Source organism: Parasphingorhabdus sp., from assembly GCF_036568145.1.
In the GTDB taxonomy this organism is placed as follows: domain Bacteria; phylum Pseudomonadota; class Alphaproteobacteria; order Sphingomonadales; family Sphingomonadaceae; genus Parasphingorhabdus.
The window spans coordinates 22,175-43,715 of the sequence record NZ_DATCTC010000006.1 but is presented as its reverse complement, the minus strand read 5'-3'; the positions used below and the strand labels follow the sequence as shown (position 1 = coordinate 43,715).

Sequence of the window (21,541 nt, the reverse complement as noted above, 5' to 3'; positions counted from 1 at the left end):
ATCCTGTACCAGTGACCCCAAAAATGGCAGAGTCAGGCCAAACGGGTAAAGATAAAGATTGGGGCGTGCGAACCATAAGGCGCATTACCCGCTGGCTCGAAAGCAAAATGCCGACCCGTGCAGTCATGGCGGAAAACCGCTATCTAAAGCCGATAGCGCATCGCATTTTACGATCCGACCTGTGGCGTTTTACCCGCCGGTCGGTTCCGCGCGGTGTTGCCTTGGGCATGTTGGCCGCGTTTCTGGTCCCTGTGGGGCAGATTTTTGTCGCGGCATTTCTAGCCTTGCCGATTCGCGCGAATGTCCCGATTGCGGCGTTGACGACCTTCATAACAAATCCGTTCACCTATCCGATCTGGATTACGGCGGCTTATCATCTCGGAAAATTTGCTTTGCGGATTGATGCGCTTACCGATGATCAGCCACTGGATGAACATATACGCGGTGAATTTGGAATCTGGCTCAGTTGGTTTGTGCGCGAAGCGGGCACAACGGCTTTTGGCTTTGTATTATTGGCTATTATTTTCGCATCATTGGGCTATGTCATTAGCTCGTTTGGCTGGCGCTGGTGGACAGCGCGGAAATGGCAGCGACGAATTGTAGATAATGGCCTAGATAGCAAGAGCGATGGCGAGTGAAGCACGGGACAATACAGGGCTGTTAAAGGCTAGCACACGCAAGAGAGCGAATGACGCTCGCTTGCGGGCCGCGATATTGGGACTCGCCATATTGGGTTCGCTCGCGTTGCTCTACTGGCAGGTGCAAAACCCCTTACTTTTACTCGCTTTCCTGGTGCTGGCGGGCACGACGGGTGCAATTATCTATTTTTTGCGCCCCGACAATTCTGCGAGTGATGATGAACATCCCTCTTTCACCGATTGGACTGTAACGCGGTTGGTTGCAGATCAGGCGGAGGTGGGGCTGGCCATTACAGATCGTGCCGGGCGGTTGGTCTGCGCCAATGAGCTATTTACGAAATGGTTCGGTGGCCCCGTAATCCCGCCGGAATTGCCGTTGCAGGATGGCGGAAACGAATTGCTCGCGACTGCTGGCCGCAATGCATGGCGCGATGGCCGCGGCCAGGCGGAGGGTCTGAAACGCGGGGTTGCAGAATATAATGCAAGGGTTGTGCGCGCAGGATATGGCGATGAATATCTTCTCTGGCACTTCAATCCCCAGCGTCGCAACGATATATTGGACGACGCCATCCGTTTGGCCGATGGAGCAACCGGCCGGGCTTTGTCGCAAGCTGGCCTGTTGGTCGTCGTTATCGGTGGTGAAGGGCGGATCAGGGCATCTAATCCGGGCTTTGTGCTACGGGCAACAGGCCGTGAAGATGCGAATATCGCGGGCCGCAATTTTATCAATTTCCTGCGCTCTGATGAAAAAGGCGCCATATTTTTTGAACGCGATGGCCATCAAGGCACCCCGGTGCGCCTGTTTCATATACCGCTGAACCGCGATCAGCAAAAAGGTCCGGCGCTGATCCTGCTGATCGACGATGACGGAGGCATGATAGAGCGCGGTAAAGCGCTGGAGCAGGTTGGATCGCTATTGTCGTTGCTTCCTCTTGGGCTGGCGCTGACTGACCGTGATGGCCGGTTCCTGTTTTATAATAATGCTTTTCGTAAAATATCTGGCGTACAGGAAGGGGAAGAGCCGCTCTATCCCGGTGATCTGGTGATCCGCGCTGACAAGTCGGCTGTGGCGGATGCCGTGCGCCGTTATGCCAGTGGCCCTTCGATGGCTGGTGATCTGGTGGTGCGTCTGCGTTCCGGTGGTGAAGACCCGGTTGCCTTGGGCATGGCGAGTATTCGCGGACTGGACGAGGCAGCGGTCTTGCTGTCGATCAAGGACAATAGCGAAGAGGCCAAGCTGAAAACCCAGGTCGCACAGGCGACGAAGATGCAGGCGGTGGGGCAGCTTGCGGGCGGCGTTGCCCATGATTTCAACAATATCCTGACCGCAATTATCGGGCATTGTGACCTGATGCTGCTGCGCCACTCTCCGGGTGACATCGATTATGACGATATTCAGCAGGTCAAGAATAACAGCAACCGGGCTGCCGGGCTGGTTCGGCAATTGCTGGCCTTTTCACGGCAACAAACATTGCGGCCACAGATTTTACAGCTCCCCGACGTTGTCGCGGACGTATCCAACCTGCTGAAACGCTTACTGGACGACAGCATCGAGCTGGAGGTGAAGCACGGCCGCAATCTGGGTCTGGTCCGGGCTGACCCTGGGCAGTTGGAGCAGGTGATAATAAACCTTGGTGTGAACGCGCGTGATGCCATTAATGCCAGCGGAACCAATGGCGGCAAGATTTCGATCACTACGCAAACTGTCACACCGGCGGACGTAAAGGCACTGAATAACGAGATTCTTCCAGCCGGTGATTATACCGCATTATATGTCACCGACACGGGCAAGGGCATTCCCCCGCAGTTGATGGGCAAAATATTTGAACCCTTCTTCACAACCAAAGATGTCGGTAAAGGCACCGGGCTGGGCCTCTCTACTGTTTACGGGATTGTCAAACAGTCGGGCGGTTATATTTTTGCCGATTCCAGACCGGGCGAGGGGGCGACATTCTCGATTTACTTCCCGGTTTACAAGGGACTTGATCGCGAAGCGCCGCAATTGCCCGACTCCAGCGCTGATTCCCATAAGGCTGCGCCCAGAAAAGAGCTGTGGGGCAGCGGGCATATCCTGTTGGTCGAGGATGAAGATATGGTCCGCGCTGTGGCCGAACGGGCGTTGACGCGCCAGGGCTATACGGTGGTAACTGCCAGCGATGGTGAAGAGGGGTTGCAACATCTGACTTCGATTGGTGAAGACGACAATGTGTTTGACATGATTGTGTCGGATGTCGTCATGCCGAATATGGACGGTCCCGCGATGGCCCGCGAGGCGCGCAGGCAATATCCCGATATCCCCATCCTGTTCATGTCCGGCTATGCCGAGGAACAATTGCGCAAATCCATTGATCTCGACAATGTCGCGTTTCTGCCCAAGCCATTTTCTGTGGCCCAACTTGCGGAAGCGGTCGGAGAAGTTTTGGCCGAACATAGCAAATAAGTTTCGAATAGAACATTATTTACTTATAAAACAGTAGGTTAAACGAAGTTGGAAAAAATTAAGTTCCCTACTTGTTCTCGTAGAACAAATACGGTACATAATATCAGTCATTGATTGATATCATGCAAGCATTTAGCGAAGGGGACAGGCAAATGGCCGGCAATCTAAAAGTCGTAGAAACGGATACTCAGTTGAACTCATCAGACAGACAAAAAGCACTCGACGCCGCATTGGCGCAGATTGACCGTGCCTTTGGTAAAGGCTCGGCAATGAAGCTCGGCTCCCGCAAGGCAATGGAGGTTGAATCAATCTCTAGCGGCTCGCTGGGACTGGATATCGCGCTTGGTATCGGGGGATTACCAAAAGGCCGCGTGATCGAAATTTATGGTCCTGAAAGTTCAGGTAAAACCACATTGGCGCTGCATGTCATTGCCGAGGCGCAAAAGGCAGGTGGTACAGCGGCTTTTGTCGATGCCGAACATGCGCTTGATCCGGTTTATGCCAATGCACTGGGCGTGGATATTGACGAACTGATTATATCACAGCCCGACACAGGTGAGCAGGCGCTGGAAATTACGGATACATTGGTGCGATCTAACGCCATTGACGTTCTGGTCGTTGACTCGGTCGCGGCGCTGGTTCCCCGCGCGGAAATCGAAGGCGAGATGGGCGATAGCCATGTCGGCTTGCAGGCACGCTTGATGAGCCAGGCGCTGCGCAAATTGACCGGATCAATCAGCCGGTCCAAATGTATGGTGATCTTCATCAACCAGGTGCGGATGAAAATCGGTGTGATGTATGGCAATCCCGAAACGACATCGGGCGGTAATGCGCTGAAATTCTATGCCTCGGTTCGTCTGGATATCCGCCGCATCGGCCAGATCAAGGAGCGGGAGGATATTGTTGGTAACACGACCCGCGTGAAAGTGGTGAAAAACAAGGTCGCGCCTCCGTTCAAACAGGTCGAATTTGACATCATGTACGGGCAAGGCATCTCCAAAGTGGGAGAGATTATCGATCTGGGCGTCAAAGCCGGTGTGGTCGAAAAATCCGGCGCGTGGTTCTCCTACGATTCGGTGCGCATTGGCCAAGGGCGTGAAAATTCAAAGCGCTTCCTGCTTGAAAACCCTGAAATGATGGCAAAGCTGGAAAAACAGATCCGTGGCAACGAAGATGGAATTGCGGAAGAAATGATGACCGGCCCTCTCGCCAGTGACGGGGACGAAGATAAGGAATAAGAAAGGCGCAGAAATATAGGGTAAAGGCCTAGACCTGCCCTTGTTCTGCACCTTTCCTAATATTGCATACCAATTTATCAGGTTTGCCGGTTCGCTTCCCCCGAGGTGAACCTTGGCATCCGGGCCGTCCTTCTGTCCCCAGATAGTCAGGACGGCCCCTTTCATTACAAGGTTGGAGAGATTTTTCCCGTCAATTCAATCACGGGATTGTAAACCGGACAGGCGTCGCCTAAGTCGAATCCATGATTACAACCAACGATATAAGACGTTCTTTTCTGGAATTTTTTAACGCGAAAGGGCATGAAATTGTCCCATCGTCTCCATTGATTCCACATAATGACCCGACATTGATGTTCATCAACGCCGGTATGGTGCCCTTTAAAAATATCTTCACAGGGGCCGAAAAGAGCAAGTTTCTAACTGCTACATCCAGCCAGAAGTGCGTCCGCGCTGGTGGCAAGCATAATGATCTGGATAATGTGGGTTATACGGCCCGCCACCACACATTCTTTGAAATGCTTGGCAATTTTTCCTTCGGTGATTATTTCAAGGAAGAGGCCATTCTCAACGCATGGGAGCTTCTCACGAAAACATGGGAAATCTCACCCGATCGGTTGACGGCGACCGTTTATCATACCGATGATGAAGCTTATGATCTGTGGCGCAAGATTTCCGGCCTTCCCGAAGAGCGGATCATTCGCATTGCGACCAACGATAATTTCTGGTCAATGGGTGATACCGGCCCCTGCGGACCGTGCAGCGAAATATTCTATGATCATGGCGACACAATATTCGGCGGCCCGCCCGGCAGCCCGGATGAAGATGGCGACCGCTTTGTCGAAATCTGGAATCTGGTGTTCATGCAATATGAACAGGATAGCAGTGGCAATCGTATTGATCTGCCAAAGCCGTCCATTGACACGGGAATGGGGCTGGAACGTATTGCCGCGGTGATGCAAGGCACACATGACAATTATGATATTGACCTGTTCCGGGCTCTGATCGCCGAATCCGGCACGCTAACAGGAACATCCACAACAGGTGATAATCAGGCAAGCCACCGTGTGATCGCGGACCATCTGCGCGCTTCCTCTTTCCTTGTCGCTGATGGTGTCTTGCCGGCCAATGAAGGGCGCGGTTATGTCTTGCGGCGGATTATGCGGCGGGCCATGCGTCATGCTCATCTTTTGGGAGCCAAAGACCCGTTGATGCACCGGATGGTTGGTGCCCTGACTGGTGAAATGGGTAATGCCTTCCCGGAACTGATCCGCGCAAAACCTTTGATCGAGGAAACTTTACTGCGGGAAGAAACCAATTTCCGCCGGACGCTCGACAAGGGCCTTAAACTGCTCGATGCCGAAATTGCAGACATGGAAGAAGGGGGTGTCTTGCCAGGGGCGACCGCTTTCAAGCTCTATGACACGTTCGGTTTTCCCTATGACCTGACCGAAGACGCCTTGCGGGCAAAATCACTTGGCGTTGACCGCGTAGGTTTCGATGCCGCCATGGCAGAACAAAAGGCCGCTGCCCGCGCTGCGTGGAAAGGCTCTGGAGATCAGGCTTCCGAAGCCATCTGGTTCGATATAGCTGAACGCGAGGGCAGCACCGAATTTACCGGATATAACGCCGAAGCTGGTGATGCTATAGTCATCTCTCTCATTAGGGACGGCGAAGAAACCCAGTCCGCAAAAGCGGGGGATGCGGTTATAATGCTGACCAACCAGACGCCTTTTTATGCTGAAAGCGGCGGACAGATGGGCGATAGCGGATTGGCGACGGGCGATGACGGTTTTGCTGCCACGATTTCGGATACAAGCAAGCCGCTTGGTCGCCTTCACGCGCATCATGTGACTGTAAAAAGCGGGACCGTTTCCGTTGGGGATACGGTTCACCTGATCGTTGATTCGGTCCGGCGGACACAGCTTCGCGCGAATCACAGTGCGACCCACTTGCTGCACAAGGCTTTGCGCCATCATCTCGGCGATCATGTAACGCAAAAAGGCAGTCTGGTGGCACCAGATCGTCTGCGGTTTGATTTCTCTCACCCCTCGGCCTTGACCGAAGCGGAAATTAAAGCGGTTGAAGCCGATGTGAATGCACAGATTCGCGGTAATAGCGCTGTGGTGACGCGCCTGATGAGCCCGGATGATGCTGTGGCCGCTGGCGCGTTGGCCCTGTTTGGGGAGAAATATGGTGATGAAGTCCGTGTTCTCTCGATGGGTATTGAGGATGACACCGACTATTCGGTAGAGCTTTGCGGCGGAACGCACGTCAATGCCCTTGGCGACATCGGATTGCTGACCATTATCTCTGAATCCGCAGTATCAAGCGGTGTCCGTCGGATAGAAGCGCTAACCGGGGAGGCCGCACGCTTGTGGCTTGGGGACCGTGATAGCAAATTGAAATCCATTGCGGCGGTGCTGAAAGCCTCTCCCGATGAAGTGTCAGATCGTGTTTCTGCACTGGTCGAGGAGCGTAAAAAGCTGAACCGTGAACTGACGGAAGCCAAAAAAGCATTGGCTCTGGCAGGTGAGGGCGGTTCCGCGCCTTCCACTGAAGTCGAAACGATCGGTAATATGAAGTTTAGCGGACAAGTCATAAAGGGTCTGAACCCCAAGGAACTTCGCGGTTTAATTGACGAGACGAAAAAGAAACTCGGCAGCGGAGTCAGCGCGTTGATCGCGGTTAATGATGGCCGTGCTACCGTCGCTGTTGGTGTGACGGATGATATGACCGACAAGCATAGCGCGGTCGATCTGGTCCAGTCTGCGGTTGCAGCCATCGGCGGGAAAGGTGGCGGCGGCCGAGCCGACATGGCGCAGGGCGGCGGCCCCGATGGCGATAAGGCTGATGATGCTATTGCTGCGATAAGAACGATTCTGGCAGATTGAACTTGTCAGCACAGTGCGCCCCTAAATGACTGGGCCCACTTGATTACGCACAAACAAAAGGGGCGGGAATAACAATCCCCGCCCCTTTTAATTTAATGATGGCATCTGAGGAATGCCTGATTGTTAGCAACTGGAAATTATTTCCAGTTCTGCATTTCCGTTTCAAGATTGAAACGCACAGCTTCAAAGAACTGCTCGGTTGTCATCCAGCTCTGGTCCGGACCGATAAGGATCGCAAGGTCCTTTGTCATATCGCCATTTTCAACCGTTTGGATACAGACTCTCTCAAGTGTTTCAGCAAAGCGCGTTACTTCTGGTGTGTCATCGAATTGGCCACGATAAATCAGGCCGCGTGTCCAGGCAAAGATTGACGCAATCGGATTGGTCGATGTCGCTTTGCCTTCCTGATGCTGGCGATAATGCCGCGTAACAGTGCCGTGTGCCGCTTCGGCTTCAACGGTTTTACCGGTCGGCGTCATCAGAACGGAAGTCATAAGGCCAAGCGAACCAAAGCCCTGTGCGACCGTATCGGACTGCACGTCGCCATCATAGTTTTTACAGGCCCAGACGAATTTACCGCTCCATTTCAGGGCCGATGCAACCATGTCGTCGATCAGGCGGTGTTCGTATGTAATGCCGGCTTTATCAAATTTATCTTTGAACTCGGCTTCGAACACCTCTTCAAACAGGTCTTTGAACCGCCCATCATAGGCTTTCATGATTGTGTTCTTGGTGGAAAGGTAGACGGGCCAGTTACGGTTCAGGCCGTAATTCATGGACGCGCGGGCAAAGTCACGAATGGAATCGTCCAGATTATACATAGCCATAGCCACACCGGGTGACGGAAACTGGAACACTTCTTCGTCAATCTTGGTGCCATCGTCTCCGTCAAAAACCAGGCGGAGTTTGCCGGGACCGGGTACTTTGAAGTCGGTTGCGCGATATTGGTCACCAAAGGCATGACGTCCGACAACAATCGGGTCGGTCCAGCCGGGAACCAGACGCGGAACATTGTCGATCACGATGGGCTCGCGGAATACAACGCCGCCCAGGATGTTACGGATGGTGCCATTGGGAGATTTCCACATCCGCTTCAGGCCGAATTCTTCAACCCGTGCCTCATCCGGGGTAATAGTCGCACATTTGACGCCGACACCATGCTTTTTGATGGCATTGGCGGCATCCACGGTTATCTTGTCATTGGTCTCGTCGCGCACTTCGATGGCGAGATCATAATAATGCAGGTCAATGTCCAGATAAGGTTCTATCAATTTTTCGCGGATCCATTGCCAGATGATGCGCGTCATTTCATCGCCATCAAGTTCGACAACCGGGTTTTTGACCTTAATTTTAGACATAGTAGAGAGTTCTTTCCTGCAAGCTAAGATTATTGAAGCATTTCAGTGGGAGGATTCTTAAGATGACGGTCTCTTAGCAAAGATCACAATTTGTTCAACCACCTGTTCCAAGTCAGTCAATCAGGCAAAACTGCCCCATCGCTATTGTCAGGGCAGGACACTATTCCTAAATGACTATCATGGCGATAGAGAAATATTCAAACAAAGGGCTTGGCGAGGCCAAATGGTCCTTTCCTCCGATTCATCCTGAAGGGCGCAAATTTGCGCTTATTTCAGCAGCGATTACTGCAGTGTTTGCGTTTCTTGCATGGGAAACACTGGCTTGGCCTATGGCCGGTATCACACTGTGGGTTCTGGCTTTTTTTCGGGATCCGAAAAGAGTCACGCCCTTGGACGACAATTTTATTATTGCCCCGGCTGACGGGTTGGTCAGTTTAATCATGCCGGTGGTTCCGCCCGTTGAATTGCAAGGTGAGGGCGGTCTGGGTGACGAGGAATTGATCCGCGTTTCCATTTTCATGAGCGTCTTTGATGTGCATATCAACCGCACGCCTATTGAAGGGACAGTCAAAAGAAAGGCTTATATATCCGGCAAGTTCCTGAACGCTGACCTTGATAAAGCCAGTGAGGAAAATGAGCGTCAGCATTTCATGGTCGAACGTAACGATGGCCTTAAGGTCGGGTTTACCCAGATTGCAGGGCTTGTTGCACGGCGGATTATGCCGTTTGTCAAAGAAGGCGATTTTGTTGCTGCGGGACAGCGAATCGGGTTGATCCGCTTTGGTAGCCGAGTGGATGTTTATTTGCCCAAGGGGACAACTCCTAGTGTGATTTTGGGTCAGCGGACAATTGCCGGTGAAACCATCATCGCCGAAATCGGGCAGATGAAAGAAATAGAGGGTGTCGGCCAATGATAACTGCGGTAAACATGACTCGAATGATCATGGTTCATTTTAGCTAATGGCTGACAACAAGCGCCCGGAACGTCTTGAAAGAGGGATCTCTCTGCGGGCCTTTACACCTAATGCTGTCACAGCTTTGGCCCTTTGTGTCGGATTAAGCGGTGTCCGCTTTGCGTTCATGGAAAATTGGGTATTAGCTGCCGGCGCGGTCGTCTTGGCAGGTATATTGGATGGGCTGGACGGCAGGATTGCACGGTTGCTAAATGCACAAAGCCGCTTTGGTGCAGAACTTGATTCCCTGTCGGATGTTATTGCATTTGGTGTGACGCCGGCGCTGATAATGTTTTTCTGGTCATTGCAATATATGCCGCATTTCGGCTGGGTGCTTGCCCTGACAATGGCGGTTGGCTGTGCTTTGCGACTCGCCCGGTTCAACGCGCAAATTGACGATGATGACCAGCCCCACAAATCTGCCGGCTTCCTGACCGGTATTCCGGCACCTGTCGGTGCGGGCTTGGCTATGCTTCCGCTCTATCTGTGGACGGTAACGGGGCAAGAGATATTCCGGCATTATATAGTCGTTGCGCCGTGGATTGTACTGATTGCCTTTTTGATGATTTCCAATACCGCGACCTATAGCTGGTCATCGCTCCGGCTACGTAAAAATATCCGTCTCGAGGCGCTGGCCGGTTTTGCCTTGCTGGGTGTTTCGCTGCTCAGTAGCCCGTGGATAACACTTAGCGCGATCAGCATATTTTATATCATCCTGATCCCGTTCAGCATCCGCAGCTATGCAAAGGTCAGGCGGCAGCGGGCAATGGAGCAGTCTGACATAAAAAATAGCGCGGCTTGATCTGCTGAGCTTTGAACGCTCGCCGTAGCTGAGCATGGTTTTGCGGTACTATAACCGGGGCATACGCATCATCACGACCAATATCATGGGCCAGACCGGCAATTACCACCGTCTTTATCTTGTTCCGATAAGCATGAAACATTGCAATGATAGTCAACAATGCCCCTGACAACGCAAGAGCAAAAAAGGTGGCAATAGCAAATGTGAGCATATCAAAATCCCATCCGTTCTTTGTATGATGTCTTTATGTTCTATCTATGTTCTCATTGTCAAGCGCTATTTGGAACAGGGCTGAAATCCGGCCGGGAAATGGGAATTTTGCCTTGCCAGTGCTTTCGACTTGCATTTTGTGCCGCATCGTTATAACGGCACACGCATTCCACATGGAAAGCACTCATACCGGTGCGGATAGCGGTCTTTAAGGCCGTTTGACGTTCTCAGCTTTCCAGAGGCATAACCGGATAAGGAGAAATATTATGGCGGCCCCTGTCGTCACTCTACAGCAATTGATTGAAGCCGGAGCGCATTTCGGCCACCAAACCCACCGTTGGAACCCAAAGATGAAACCTTACATCTTTGGTGATCGTAACGGCGTCCACATTCTTGATCTGTCGCAGACCGTTCCTTTGTTTGCTCGCGCGCTTGATTTCATTGCAAACGCAGTGTCCTCTGGCGGAAAGGTTCTGTTCGTCGGAACGAAGCGTCAGGCGCAAGAGCCTATCGCAGAAGCAGCGCGTGCCAGCGGCCAGCATTTCGTGAACCACCGTTGGCTCGGCGGTATGTTGACCAACTGGAAAACCATTTCCAACTCGATTCGCCGGATGAAAACTCTGGAAGAACAGCTTTCCGGCGATATGACGGGCTTCACCAAGAAAGAAGCGCTTCAGATGTCGCGTGAGCGCGATAAGCTTGAGCTTTCCCTTGGCGGTATCCGCGATATGGGCGGTATTCCCGATGTGATGTTTGTTATCGACGCCAACAAGGAAGAGCTTGCGATCAAGGAAGCCAATGTTCTTGGTATTCCGGTCGTCGCGATACTCGATTCCAATGTTGACCCCAGCAATATCGCATTCCCGGTTCCTGCCAATGACGACGCGGCCCGTGCCATTCGTCTTTATTGCGAATCAGTGGCTGCGGCTGCAACCAAGGGCGGTCAGGAAGCGGCTGTCGCATCCGGCAAGGATTTGGGCGCTGAAGCAGTGCCACCGGTTGAAGCGATTGTTACCAGCGAAGCCAATGCCAGTGCGATGGTTGCCGGTGAAGCGGCTGCGGTTGCAGAATTGGAAGCGGATGCAGAAAAGCCGGCTGAGGCAGAAAAGGCCTGAGCTTGATGCGTCTTCGTTCAGTAATATATTGAACGCATAGGAAAATGGCGGGGTGGCAGGGTTGCTGCCCCTTCATTTTATCGAGAATGATATTCTCGCACACGAAAATTTTGAGGAACAAAGAACATGGCTATTACCGCAGCAGCAGTGAAAGAACTGCGTGAGCGCACCGGCGCTGGCATGATGGATTGCAAAAAAGCATTGAGCGAAACCAATGGTGACGTGGAAGCCGCAGTTGACTTGCTGCGGACCAAGGGCCTTGCTGCAGCTCAGAAAAAATCAAGCCGGACCGCTGCGGAAGGCCTGGTTGGCGTTGCCGTTTCCGGCACCAAAGGCGTCGCTGTTGAAGTGAACAGCGAAACGGACTTTGTTGCGAAGAACGAACAGTTCCAGAATTTTGTAAGCAATGTAGCGGAAGTTGCGCTTAACCTTGGCAGCGATGATGTCGAAGCTCTGGCTGCGGCCGAATTCCCCGGCGGCGGCACGGTTCAGGAAAAACTGACTAACAATATTGCAACCATTGGCGAAAACCAGGCCATTCGCCGGATGAAGACCGTTGCGGTGAGCAGCGGCGCTGTTGTGCCTTACATCCATAACGCCGTGACATCGACAATGGGTAAAATCGGCGTGCTGGTTGCTCTTGAAAGCACGGCTGGCGCTGATGTTCTGGAGCCGCTTGGCAAGCAGATCGCCATGCACATTGCCGCGGCATTCCCGCTGGCTTTGAATGCAGAGGGTCTGGATCCGGAAATGCTGGAACGTGAACGCGCAATCGCCGCAGAAAAAGCAGCGGAATCGGGCAAACCGGCCAATATCGTCGAGAAAATGGTTGATGGTGCGATGGCAAAATTCGCCAAAGAAAACGCGCTGCTCAGCCAGATTTTTGTGATGGACAACAAAACTCCGATCGCACAGGTCGTCGAGCAGGCTGGTAAAGACGCCGGTGCTGAAATCAAGCTGGTCGAATATGTCCGTTTCCAGCTTGGCGAAGGCATTGAGAAAAAAGAAGAAGATTTTGCAGCAGAAGTGGCTGCAACACTCGGAAACTAAAGGGTCGTTTTGCGCGCCAAATAACAGTTTGGCGCATTAACACTTGGCGCAGTGGCGCGGACTATCTATGGTCTGCGCCATTGTTGTTTCTGGTATCATGCCCGGTATAGTTCTTGTGCCAAATCTGGCAGCATGATGGCGTAGGCGCGTGATAATTTATGGGATATTTGCATGAAAAGACCAGCGTTTAAACGCATATTGCTAAAGCTTTCCGGTGAGGCTCTGATGGGGTCGGGGGATTTCGGTATTGATCCGGAAACCGTGAATCGGATTGCGGCAGAAGTGAAATCTGCCAAAGAAGCTGGTTATGAATTATGTCTGGTCGTCGGTGGCGGCAATATTTTTCGCGGATTGGCGGCAGCGGCCAAGGGCTTTGACCGGACGAGCGCGGATTATATGGGAATGCTGGCAACCGTGATGAACGCGCTGGCCGTGCAAAATGCGCTAGAGCAAATGGGCTGCGATACGCGGGTTTTGTCAGCCATTCCGATGGCGAGTGTTTGCGAACCTTATATTCGCCGCAAAGCTGTCCGGCATCTTGAAAAAGGGCGAATCGTGATATTCGCGGCAGGAACCGGAAACCCATTCTTCACGACCGATACCGCAGCTGCATTGCGGGCGGCGGAAATGGGATGTGAGGCCCTTTTCAAAGGCACAAGCGTCGATGGCGTTTATAATGCCGATCCGAAAAAAGACCCGAACGCACAGCGTTATGAAGCGCTTAGCTTCGATCAGGTTTTAACCGACAATTTGCAGGTGATGGACGCAAGTGCCGTTGCCCTGTGTCGGGAAAACAATATTCCGATTGTTGTCTTTTCAATTCGTGAGCAGGGTAATCTGGCGACCGTCCTTGGCGGCGGTGGAACTGCGACGATTGTTGGTGCAGCAGCATAGATATTTTGGGAGATTAAACCATGGCAAGATATAACAGGGACGAACTGGAAAAGCGGATGCGGGCTTCTATGGAAGCCCTGAAACATGACCTGAGCGGTCTGCGGACAGGGCGGGCGAATACGGCCTTGCTCGATACTATTACGGTTGAAGTTTATGGCTCAAGAATGCCGCTGAATCAGGTCGCGACCGTATCGGTGCCCGAACCGCGCATGTTGTCGATACAGGTCTGGGACAAGAGCAATGTCCAGTCTGTGGAAAAAGCGGTGCGCTCTGGCGGACTGGGCCTCAACCCCATGATTGACGGAACGAACATCCGCTTGCCGATCCCCGACCTGACCGAAGAGCGCCGTAAAGATCTTGCCAAGCTCACCGGCCAGTTTGCTGAAAAAGCCCGTATCGCTATCCGTAACGTGCGCCGCGATGGTATGGATGACATCAAGGCTGATGAAAACAAGAAAGAAATCAGCGAAGATGACAAGAAGCGGCTGGAAACAGAGGTCCAGAAACTGACCGATGCCATGATCGCGGAAGCAGACGAACTGGCAGCAGCAAAAGAACAGGAAATCCTTACACAGTGAGGCTGATGCCATCCAAGAATGGATCGGTTGATCCCGAGATTGATGCTACCGCTCAAGGGGCTGATCTGACTTATGGTGCGCGCCATGTGGCGATTATCATGGATGGCAATGGCCGCTGGGCCAAACGGAAGCATCTGCCGCGTTCTCTCGGCCATAAAAAGGGTGTCGAAGCGGTTCGCAATATAGTTCGTGCTGCGGGGGAAGTGGGCATAGAAGTTCTGACACTTTATGCTTTCTCTTCCGAAAACTGGAGCAGGCCTGCTGAAGAAGTCACCGACCTGATGGGTTTGCTACGTCAGTATATTCAATCGGACATCGATGAATTTGACGACAATGGTATTCGCCTGAAAATCATCGGCAATTACAAGGCGCTGGATAGCGACATTGTGGAATTGATCGACAATGCGCTGGAACGGACCGCAGGCAACAAGCGGATGACGCTGGCCATTGCGCTGAACTATGGCGCGCAGGATGAAATATTGCGCGCGGTGCAGAGCATTGCGATGGCTGTGAAAAATGGTGAGGTAGAACCTGACCAGATTAACATCAGTCACATGTCAGGAGCACTGGATACCGCCGGACTACCGCCGCTCGATTTGCTTATCCGCACATCTGGTGAATTGCGATTGTCCAATTTCCTGCTGTGGCAGGCGGCATATTCCGAACTTTATTTTACCGAAACATTATGGCCCGATTTCGATAAGCAGGAACTTCTGCGCGCCCTGGAATCCTTTGGGAGCCGGGAACGCCGTTTCGGTGGCCGCTAAATTATGACCGATCCTGTAAACACTGCGAAAAAGCCGTCAAGTGAACTGGCGACCAGGGCCGTTGTGGGCTTTGCATTAATTTCCGTGACCGTCGCAACATTGATCGTAGGCGATCATGAGATTGGCAGGCATGCCTTTTGGTTACTGGTTGTTTTGATGGCCCTAGGCATATTGTCCGAGTGGGCTGCGCTGACCGGACGATTGGAGAATAAGCGGCTGGCGCTCTATGCTCTTTCCGTGCCGCTTGCGATCATGTCCTATCTGGCGGCGGGGCCATCGTTTCTGGCACTGGGACTGATTATCGGTGCCGCGATGTTCATTGCGGTATTTGATCGTTCCATAAAATTATCTATCGGAATATTTTATGCTGGATTACCAGCGCTTTCTGTCCTGTATCTCAGGGGAATTGATAACGGGCTTTTGATTGTTTTCTGGACGCTTGCGCTGGTATGGGCGACAGATATCGGGGCTTATTTTTCAGGCCGATTGATCGGCGGACCAAAGCTTGCGCCGACATATAGCCCGAATAAAACCTGGGCGGGGTTGATCGGTGGAGTAATCCTGACGGGGTTGTTCAGCTTTGCCTTGCATCTCTATTTTCAACTGCCCTTCAAACTTGTGATACTCAGCATGCCGCTTGCCGTGCTTGCCCAGATGGGCGACTTGTTCGAGAGCCAGATGAAACGCCGGGCAGGGGTTAAGGATAGCGGTAAAATATTTCCGGGGCATGGCGGGATAATGGACCGGCTTGATGGCTTGATTCCGGTTGCTCCTGTGGTTGCCGCTATCATGTTGTTCGGCAGCCAATGACGTTCCGCTCCCCCAGAACCGTTTCCATATTCGGTGCGACCGGATCAGTCGGGAAATCGACGCTGGATCTTATCCGGTTGGACCGCGATAGCTATCGCGTCCTCGCCCTGACCGCGAACGGAAATGCCAGGGAACTTGCGAAGCTGGCCAAAGAATTTGATGCCGAGGTCGCCGTTATCGCCGATGCCAGCCAATATGACGTGCTGAAAGACCTGTTAGCGGGCACCAGTATAGAAGTTGCTGCCGGGCTGGACAGTCTGGTTGCGGCTGCCTCGCTGGGCGCTGACTGGACAATGGCAGCGATTGTCGGCTGCGCCGGATTGCCGCCAACTTTGGCAGCATTGAAATGCGGCAAGACGGTTGCTCTGGCAAATAAGGAAGCACTGGTTTCCGCCGGTGATCTGATGATGGCACAGGCAAGGGATGCGGGCGCTGTACTCTTGCCAGTGGACTCTGAACATAACGCAATTTTCCAATGCCTTCAGGGCGGTCGGATCGATCAGGTCCGTAAAATAACATTAACGGCGAGCGGTGGCCCTTTCCGGACATGGTCCAAAGATCAAATGGCATCAGTAACGCCGGCGCAGGCAGTGGCCCATCCGAACTGGGACATGGGCGCAAAGATTTCCGTCGATAGCGCGACCATGATGAACAAGGGGCTGGAACTGATTGAGGCCCACCACCTGTTCCCCGTTGGTTTAGAGAATATTGACATATTGGTTCATCCCCAATCGGTCATTCATTCGATGGTGGAATATCACGATTGTTCGACACTGGCGCAATTGGGATCGCCGGATATGCGTATTCCGATTGCCAGTGCATTGGCGTGGCCAGAGCGCATGACGACCAATTGTGTGCCTCTCGATCTGGCAAAAATTGGCCGACTGGATTTTGAAGCTCCGGACCATGACCGCTTTCCGGCGATACAACTGGCCCGCAATGCCATAGAAGCGGGCGGGGCGGTGCCAGCAATATTGAACGCAGCCAATGAAGTCGCAGTCGCGGCATTCCTGAAAGGTAACGTTCAGTTTCTGGAAATCACTAAGATTGTATCGCGGATTATTGACAGCTATAGCCCCCCTGAACCCAATGATCTTAACGATATCTTCGGGATTGATAAAGAAACGCGCGAACGGGCAATGGCGATGATTGAGGATATTAAAGTTTGACCGAAAACCCCGGTATATTACTGACTATATTCGCTTTTCTGCTCACCATTGGTGTGCTCGTCTTCATTCATGAAATGGGGCATTATCTGGTCGGACGCTGGTGCGGCGTGAAGGCAGAGACATTTTCGATTGGTTTCGGCAAGGAAATTGCCGGTTGGAACGACAAACGCGGTACCCGCTGGAAAATCGGATCTTTGCCACTGGGCGGCTACGTTCAATTTGCGGGAGATATGGACCCTTCCAGCAAGCCGAGCGAACAATGGCTGAACTTACCGCCGGAAGAACGCAACCGGACGTTCCAGTCCAAATCCTTGTGGCAGCGCGCGGCGATTGTCTTTGCGGGGCCAGCGATAAACTTCCTCTTTGCCATATTGATATTGGCCGGTTTTGCGCTGGCTTATGGTGAGAATGTCGCACCGCCGGTTGTCGGGACCGTTGCAGAAAACTCGACGGCGGAGTCAATTGGTCTGCAAAACGGCGATAAAATCATTGAGATTGATGGAGATTCAATCAACCGTTTCGCTGACCTGGCGCGTAAAATCTCGATCATTCCGGACGAACAAGTCGAGATTAAATTTGAACGCGACGGTTCGGTAATCTCCAAAGATGCAACAATCGGTGTGCGTATTGAAAAAGACCGGTTCGATAATGAATATCGCATAGGTTTGCTGGGTGTATCACCCGGCAGCCTGGAGCGGCGGGACGTTGCGTTATGGGAAGCGCCCATCGTTGCAACGCGCCAGACGGGTGAGATTGTCGACCTGATCGTCACGACACTGGGGCAGGTTATAAGTGGCCGCCGTTCGGTCACGGAATTGGGCGGTCCGCTTAAAATTGCGCAGGTTTCGGGTGAGCAATTTGTTGCCGGGTTGAACCAGTTCATATTCTTTGTAGCGTTAATTTCAATTAATTTAGGGTTCATCAACCTGCTGCCAATCCCTATGCTCGATGGGGGGCATTTGATGTTTTATGCCATAGAGGCCGTGCGGCGAAAGCCCGCCAGCCCTATGATTCAGGAATGGGCGTTCCGGTCGGGCTTTGCCCTTGTCGTGATGTTCATGTTGGTGGTGACATTCAATGATTTGGCATCATTCGGCTTGTTTAGAATATTATCGGGCTAATTGCCCGTTGATTGATCCGCTCTCTTGGGGCAGGGGTTTTGAAAAGCCTGATGCAATATTTGCGCAGGTTCGGTTTTATTGAGTTTTAGACGTGAAAGCGAGTTTGTCTGTGAAGCATAAAAAACGTCTCCTGCCCATATTGTTAAGTGGTACGATTTTAACGGGCATGGCGGTGCCGGTACATGCACAGGAAACACCTGTGGCAGATCCAGTGCAGCCTGTTCCCACGACACCGCCCGCCGCCGCTCCGGCGGCCGAGTCTGCGGATATAATCAGATCCATCGTGGTAAACGGCTCGCAGCGGCTGGAAGCGGGCACTGTCCTTTCCTACATGAAACTGCGGGTCGGACAGACCTATACGCAGGAAGCGGCTGACCAGGCGCTGAAAGACCTGTTCGGGACGGAATTGTTCAAGGATGTCAGCATCCGTAACAATGAAGGAGCCGTGGTCATTGAAGTGGTCGAAAATCCGGTGGTTAACCGGATTTTGCTTGAAGGCAACAAGCGGATCAAGGAAGATAAAATCTATCCTGAAATCCGGCTGGCCCCGCGTCAGATATATACCCGGTCCAAGGTCCGTGCCGACGTTGCCCGGATTATCGAGCTTTACAAACGCCAGGGCCGGTTCGCCGCCAGCGTTGAACCCAAGATGGTTCAGCTTGATCAAAACCGCGTCGATATTGTTTTCGAGATCAATGAAGGTCCGAAATCCAAAGTCCAGCAGATCAATATTATCGGGAACGAAGTATTCTCCGATGGCGATCTGCGCAGCGAGATGGTGACGAAACAATCGCGTTTCTGGCGCTTTTTCAGCTCCAGCGATACCTATGATCCGGATCGCCTTGCCTTTGACCAACAGAAGCTGCGCCAGTTTTACCTGACCGAAGGCTATGCGGATTTCCGCGTGATTTCAGCGGTTGCGGAGCTGACGCCGGACAAACAGGACTTCATCATCACTTATGTGGTCGAAGAAGGGGATCGTTATAAATTCGGCGATGTCACGGTTGAGAGTGAGATTCGCGACTTTACTTCCGAATTACTGACGCCGCTCTTGCCGATGAAAGAGGGCGATTATTACAACGCGAAGCAGGTCGAAGACACGGTGGAAAGCCTGTCCGAGACTGCCGGGTTATACGGCTATGCCTTTGCTGACGTACGCCCGGAATTCAACCGCGATAAAGAGACCCTGACCATGGGGATCAATTTCCAGGTTGCGGAAAGTGACCGTGTCTATGTGGAACGCATTGACATTAACGGCAACACGCTGACCCAGGATAAAGTCATCCGCCGCGAATTCCGTCTGAATGAAGGCGACGCCTTTAACAGTTTCCAGGTCAAACGCTCCGCCAACCGTATCAAGTCTCTGGGCTTTTTCCAGGAATCGCTGGAAATCGAACAGAAGCAGGGCAGCGCACCGGACCGGATCATATTGGAAGCGAATGTCGAGGAACGCGCCACTGGCGAATTGCAGCTTTCCGCCGGTTTCTCCAGTGTCGAGAATTTCATTCTGCAAGCCTCTGTCCGCCAGCGCAACTTCCGCGGTAAGGGCCAGGAATTGCGCGCCAGCGTCAGCTATTCCAGCTTCTCGCAATCCATTGAGCTTGGCTTTACCGAGCCATATTTGTTCGACCGGAACGTCGCAGTCGGGGTTGATGTTTTCCGCCGTGATTTGAACAGCTTTAACTTTATCGGCAATGACCGAAAAACGACATTTGAACAGCTAACCACCGGCTTTCAGGTCCGTGCAGGTGTGCCGATTACCGAATATTTGTCGGCTTCGCTCCGTTACGGGTTGAGCTATGATGATGTCACGCTTGACCGGGATCGCTTCTTCATCCCTAATGAAAGTGGTGAGCTGGTTTGTAACCCGCTAATTGCAGGACGTTACCTCTGTGACGCGCTTGGCAAGCGGACGACATCATCTGTCGGAGCGTCGCTGATCTATGATGACCGGGATAACCGTATCCGCCCGTCGCGCGGCCAAACCGTGGTCGGCAGCTTGGACTTTGCCGGTCTTGGCGGCAGCGTCAAATATCTGCGCGGACGTCTTAACGCTGCGAAATACTGGCGTGTGCTGGGCAATTTCATTTTCTCGATCAGCGCAGAAGGTGGCTATATCCACCCGCTTGAAAACCGGGGCAGTGCAGCCGATGGCATCGACGATGTTCGCTTGACAGACCGTTTCTTCCTGGGTGAACCACAGATGCGCGGTTTCGATATTCGCGGTATCGGTCCCAGAGTCGTACGTAACAGCACGATTCCTGCGCTCGACGAAAATGGTAATCCTTATAACATGATCGTCGAAACCAAAAACCAGCAGATTGATGACGCTATCGGTGGACGGGCTTATTATATGACCCGTGCGGAGCTGGAAATTCCTCTGGGCTCCGGCATGCGCGAGCTTGGATTGCGGCCGTCGATCTTTATTGATGCCGGTGCAGTGTTCAAAGTGACAACGCCGATTCTGCAAAATCCGCAGGTTGCCGGCACTCTGAACCAGCGGGATGCCAATGGCGATCTTGTGCTGGTGCCCAGTGATGAGGATCCGGCAGTAATGGTCCCTGTGCCGGTTGAAAACGCCCTCGGCTATCTCAGGACCGACTCAAACGGCGATGTTGTTATCACGCCGCAGGCTGTTGACAGCGATGGTAATCCGTTCCCGATTGCAACACAATTTACGGAACGCTTTTTTGGTGATAGTCCCAAGCCTCGCGTTTCTGTTGGCATCGGCGTCAACTGGAACTCCCCATTCGGTCCATTCCGGATCGACGTCGCGCGCGCGCTGTTAAAAGAGCCGGGTGACGATACCAAGCTATTCACTTTCAATGTAGGAACACAATTCTAATGAACATTTCAACCAAGACACTCTTGAAATCGGCCGCTTTGGCCCTCGCTACCTTGTCGGTTCCGGCAATGGTTGCATCACCAGCTGCGGCACAGTCCAGAACCAGCATCGCGGTTGCGAATTATGAAGGCGCTGTTGTCCAGTCGCAGGCATATCAGAACGCGATTGAACAGATTAAAACGACCTATAAGGCGGATATTGATGCGACCAATGCGCGTGCGGCCTCGCTGCAGGCTGAACTGAAGCCTCTGGTCGATGCTTATAACACGGCTGTTCAAAAGCCCGGTGCAACTCAGGAATCTGTTCAGCCACAGGCTCAGGCTCTTCAGACAAAACGCCAGGCCGGCCAGCAGGAACTGGCTCGTTTGCAACAGCGCGTATCATTGGCAACCGCCTATGTTGAAGAACAGGTAGCGATGAAACTGAATGACGCTATCAGAGCCGCAATGAAAACCAAAAAGGTTGATCTGGTCTTGCAACCACAAGCTGTGATCGCGCGTGAACCTTATGTGGATATTACAAGCGCCATTGCTGAAGAATTGAACAAGACGGTTCCTTCCGCTTCCATCACGCCGCCAGCAGGATGGCAGCCTGGCCAGGCACAGGAAAATGCAGCGCAGCAACCTGCGACTGAAACCCAGCAGCCCGCAAGCCGGTAAATT

General features: G+C 52.7%; 17 protein-coding genes. 16 read left to right on the top strand and 1 reads right to left on the bottom strand.

Annotated elements, in window-relative coordinates:
- Window positions 1-11 precede the first annotated feature (11 nt).
- The 4 genes from VIN76_RS01320 to alaS all read left to right on the top strand — a co-directional run bounded on the left by VIN76_RS01320 (window position 12) and on the right by alaS (window position 7,207).
- Window positions 12-638: a DUF2062 domain-containing protein gene (locus VIN76_RS01320; RefSeq protein WP_332040011.1), complete on the top strand. Its 627-nt coding sequence runs from the start codon at window positions 12-14 to the stop codon at window positions 636-638.
- Window positions 628-3,078, top strand: coding sequence for a response regulator (locus tag VIN76_RS01315; RefSeq protein WP_332040010.1), 2,451 nt, complete (start codon window positions 628-630; stop codon window positions 3,076-3,078). The genes VIN76_RS01320 and VIN76_RS01315 overlap by 11 nt, the downstream gene beginning before the upstream one ends.
- A gap of 152 nt (window positions 3,079-3,230) precedes the next feature.
- On the top strand, window positions 3,231-4,316 hold the full coding sequence (recA, locus tag VIN76_RS01310; protein WP_332040009.1) for a recombinase RecA: 1,086 nt from the start codon (window positions 3,231-3,233) through the stop codon (window positions 4,314-4,316).
- Between the two features lie 242 nt (window positions 4,317-4,558).
- Entirely contained in the window at window positions 4,559-7,207 is a 2,649-nt protein-coding gene (alaS, locus tag VIN76_RS01305; RefSeq protein ID WP_332040008.1) for an alanine--tRNA ligase, read from the top strand.
- A 137-nt stretch (window positions 7,208-7,344) separates the two neighbouring features.
- On the opposite strand, the gene VIN76_RS01300 is transcribed toward alaS, so the two are convergent.
- The gene (locus VIN76_RS01300; RefSeq protein ID WP_332040007.1) at window positions 7,345-8,565 is read right to left on the bottom strand and encodes an NADP-dependent isocitrate dehydrogenase; all 1,221 of its coding nucleotides are present in this window, start codon (window positions 8,563-8,565) and stop codon (window positions 7,345-7,347) included.
- Window positions 8,566-8,744: 179 nt separating this feature from the next.
- Between VIN76_RS01300 and VIN76_RS01295 the strand changes: the two genes are divergently transcribed.
- The 12 genes from VIN76_RS01295 (at window position 8,745) to VIN76_RS01240 (ending at window position 21,538) form a co-directional block, all read left to right on the top strand.
- Window positions 8,745-9,479: a phosphatidylserine decarboxylase gene (locus VIN76_RS01295; protein ID WP_414696250.1), complete on the top strand. Its 735-nt coding sequence runs from the start codon at window positions 8,745-8,747 to the stop codon at window positions 9,477-9,479.
- A gap of 46 nt (window positions 9,480-9,525) precedes the next feature.
- On the top strand, window positions 9,526-10,320 hold the full coding sequence (locus VIN76_RS01290; protein ID WP_332040005.1) for a phosphatidylcholine/phosphatidylserine synthase: 795 nt from the start codon (window positions 9,526-9,528) through the stop codon (window positions 10,318-10,320).
- A gap of 476 nt (window positions 10,321-10,796) precedes the next feature.
- Window positions 10,797-11,645 carry a 30S ribosomal protein S2 gene (gene rpsB / locus VIN76_RS01285; protein WP_332040004.1) on the top strand — a complete coding sequence of 283 codons (849 nt, stop codon included), beginning with the start codon at window positions 10,797-10,799 and terminating at the stop codon, window positions 11,643-11,645.
- Window positions 11,646-11,771: 126 nt separating this feature from the next.
- Complete coding sequence (tsf, locus tag VIN76_RS01280) at window positions 11,772-12,695, top strand: translation elongation factor Ts (RefSeq protein WP_332040003.1); 924 nt, start codon at window positions 11,772-11,774, stop codon at window positions 12,693-12,695.
- 171 nt (window positions 12,696-12,866) lie between these two features.
- Window positions 12,867-13,589: a UMP kinase gene (gene pyrH, locus VIN76_RS01275; RefSeq protein WP_332040002.1), complete on the top strand. Its 723-nt coding sequence runs from the start codon at window positions 12,867-12,869 to the stop codon at window positions 13,587-13,589.
- 20 nt (window positions 13,590-13,609) lie between these two features.
- On the top strand, window positions 13,610-14,167 hold the full coding sequence (frr, locus tag VIN76_RS01270) for a ribosome recycling factor (protein WP_332040001.1): 558 nt from the start codon (window positions 13,610-13,612) through the stop codon (window positions 14,165-14,167).
- A gap of 5 nt (window positions 14,168-14,172) precedes the next feature.
- On the top strand, window positions 14,173-14,934 hold the full coding sequence (locus VIN76_RS01265) for an isoprenyl transferase (protein WP_332040000.1): 762 nt from the start codon (window positions 14,173-14,175) through the stop codon (window positions 14,932-14,934).
- Window positions 14,935-14,937: 3 nt separating this feature from the next.
- Window positions 14,938-15,744, top strand: a complete 807-nt coding sequence (locus VIN76_RS01260; RefSeq protein WP_332039999.1) for a phosphatidate cytidylyltransferase — start codon at window positions 14,938-14,940, stop codon at window positions 15,742-15,744.
- Complete coding sequence (locus VIN76_RS01255; RefSeq protein WP_332039998.1) at window positions 15,741-16,913, top strand: 1-deoxy-D-xylulose-5-phosphate reductoisomerase; 1,173 nt, start codon at window positions 15,741-15,743, stop codon at window positions 16,911-16,913. The genes VIN76_RS01260 and VIN76_RS01255 overlap by 4 nt, the downstream gene beginning before the upstream one ends.
- On the top strand, window positions 16,910-18,034 hold the full coding sequence (rseP, locus tag VIN76_RS01250; RefSeq protein ID WP_332039997.1) for an RIP metalloprotease RseP: 1,125 nt from the start codon (window positions 16,910-16,912) through the stop codon (window positions 18,032-18,034). Before VIN76_RS01255 ends, rseP begins: the two co-directional genes overlap by 4 nt.
- Window positions 18,035-18,200: 166 nt before the next feature.
- The gene (gene bamA / locus VIN76_RS01245; RefSeq protein ID WP_332040078.1) at window positions 18,201-20,879 is read left to right on the top strand and encodes an outer membrane protein assembly factor BamA; all 2,679 of its coding nucleotides are present in this window, start codon (window positions 18,201-18,203) and stop codon (window positions 20,877-20,879) included.
- Complete coding sequence (locus VIN76_RS01240) at window positions 20,879-21,538, top strand: OmpH family outer membrane protein (protein WP_332039996.1); 660 nt, start codon at window positions 20,879-20,881, stop codon at window positions 21,536-21,538. Before bamA ends, VIN76_RS01240 begins: the two co-directional genes overlap by 1 nt.
- Window positions 21,539-21,541 lie beyond the last annotated feature (3 nt).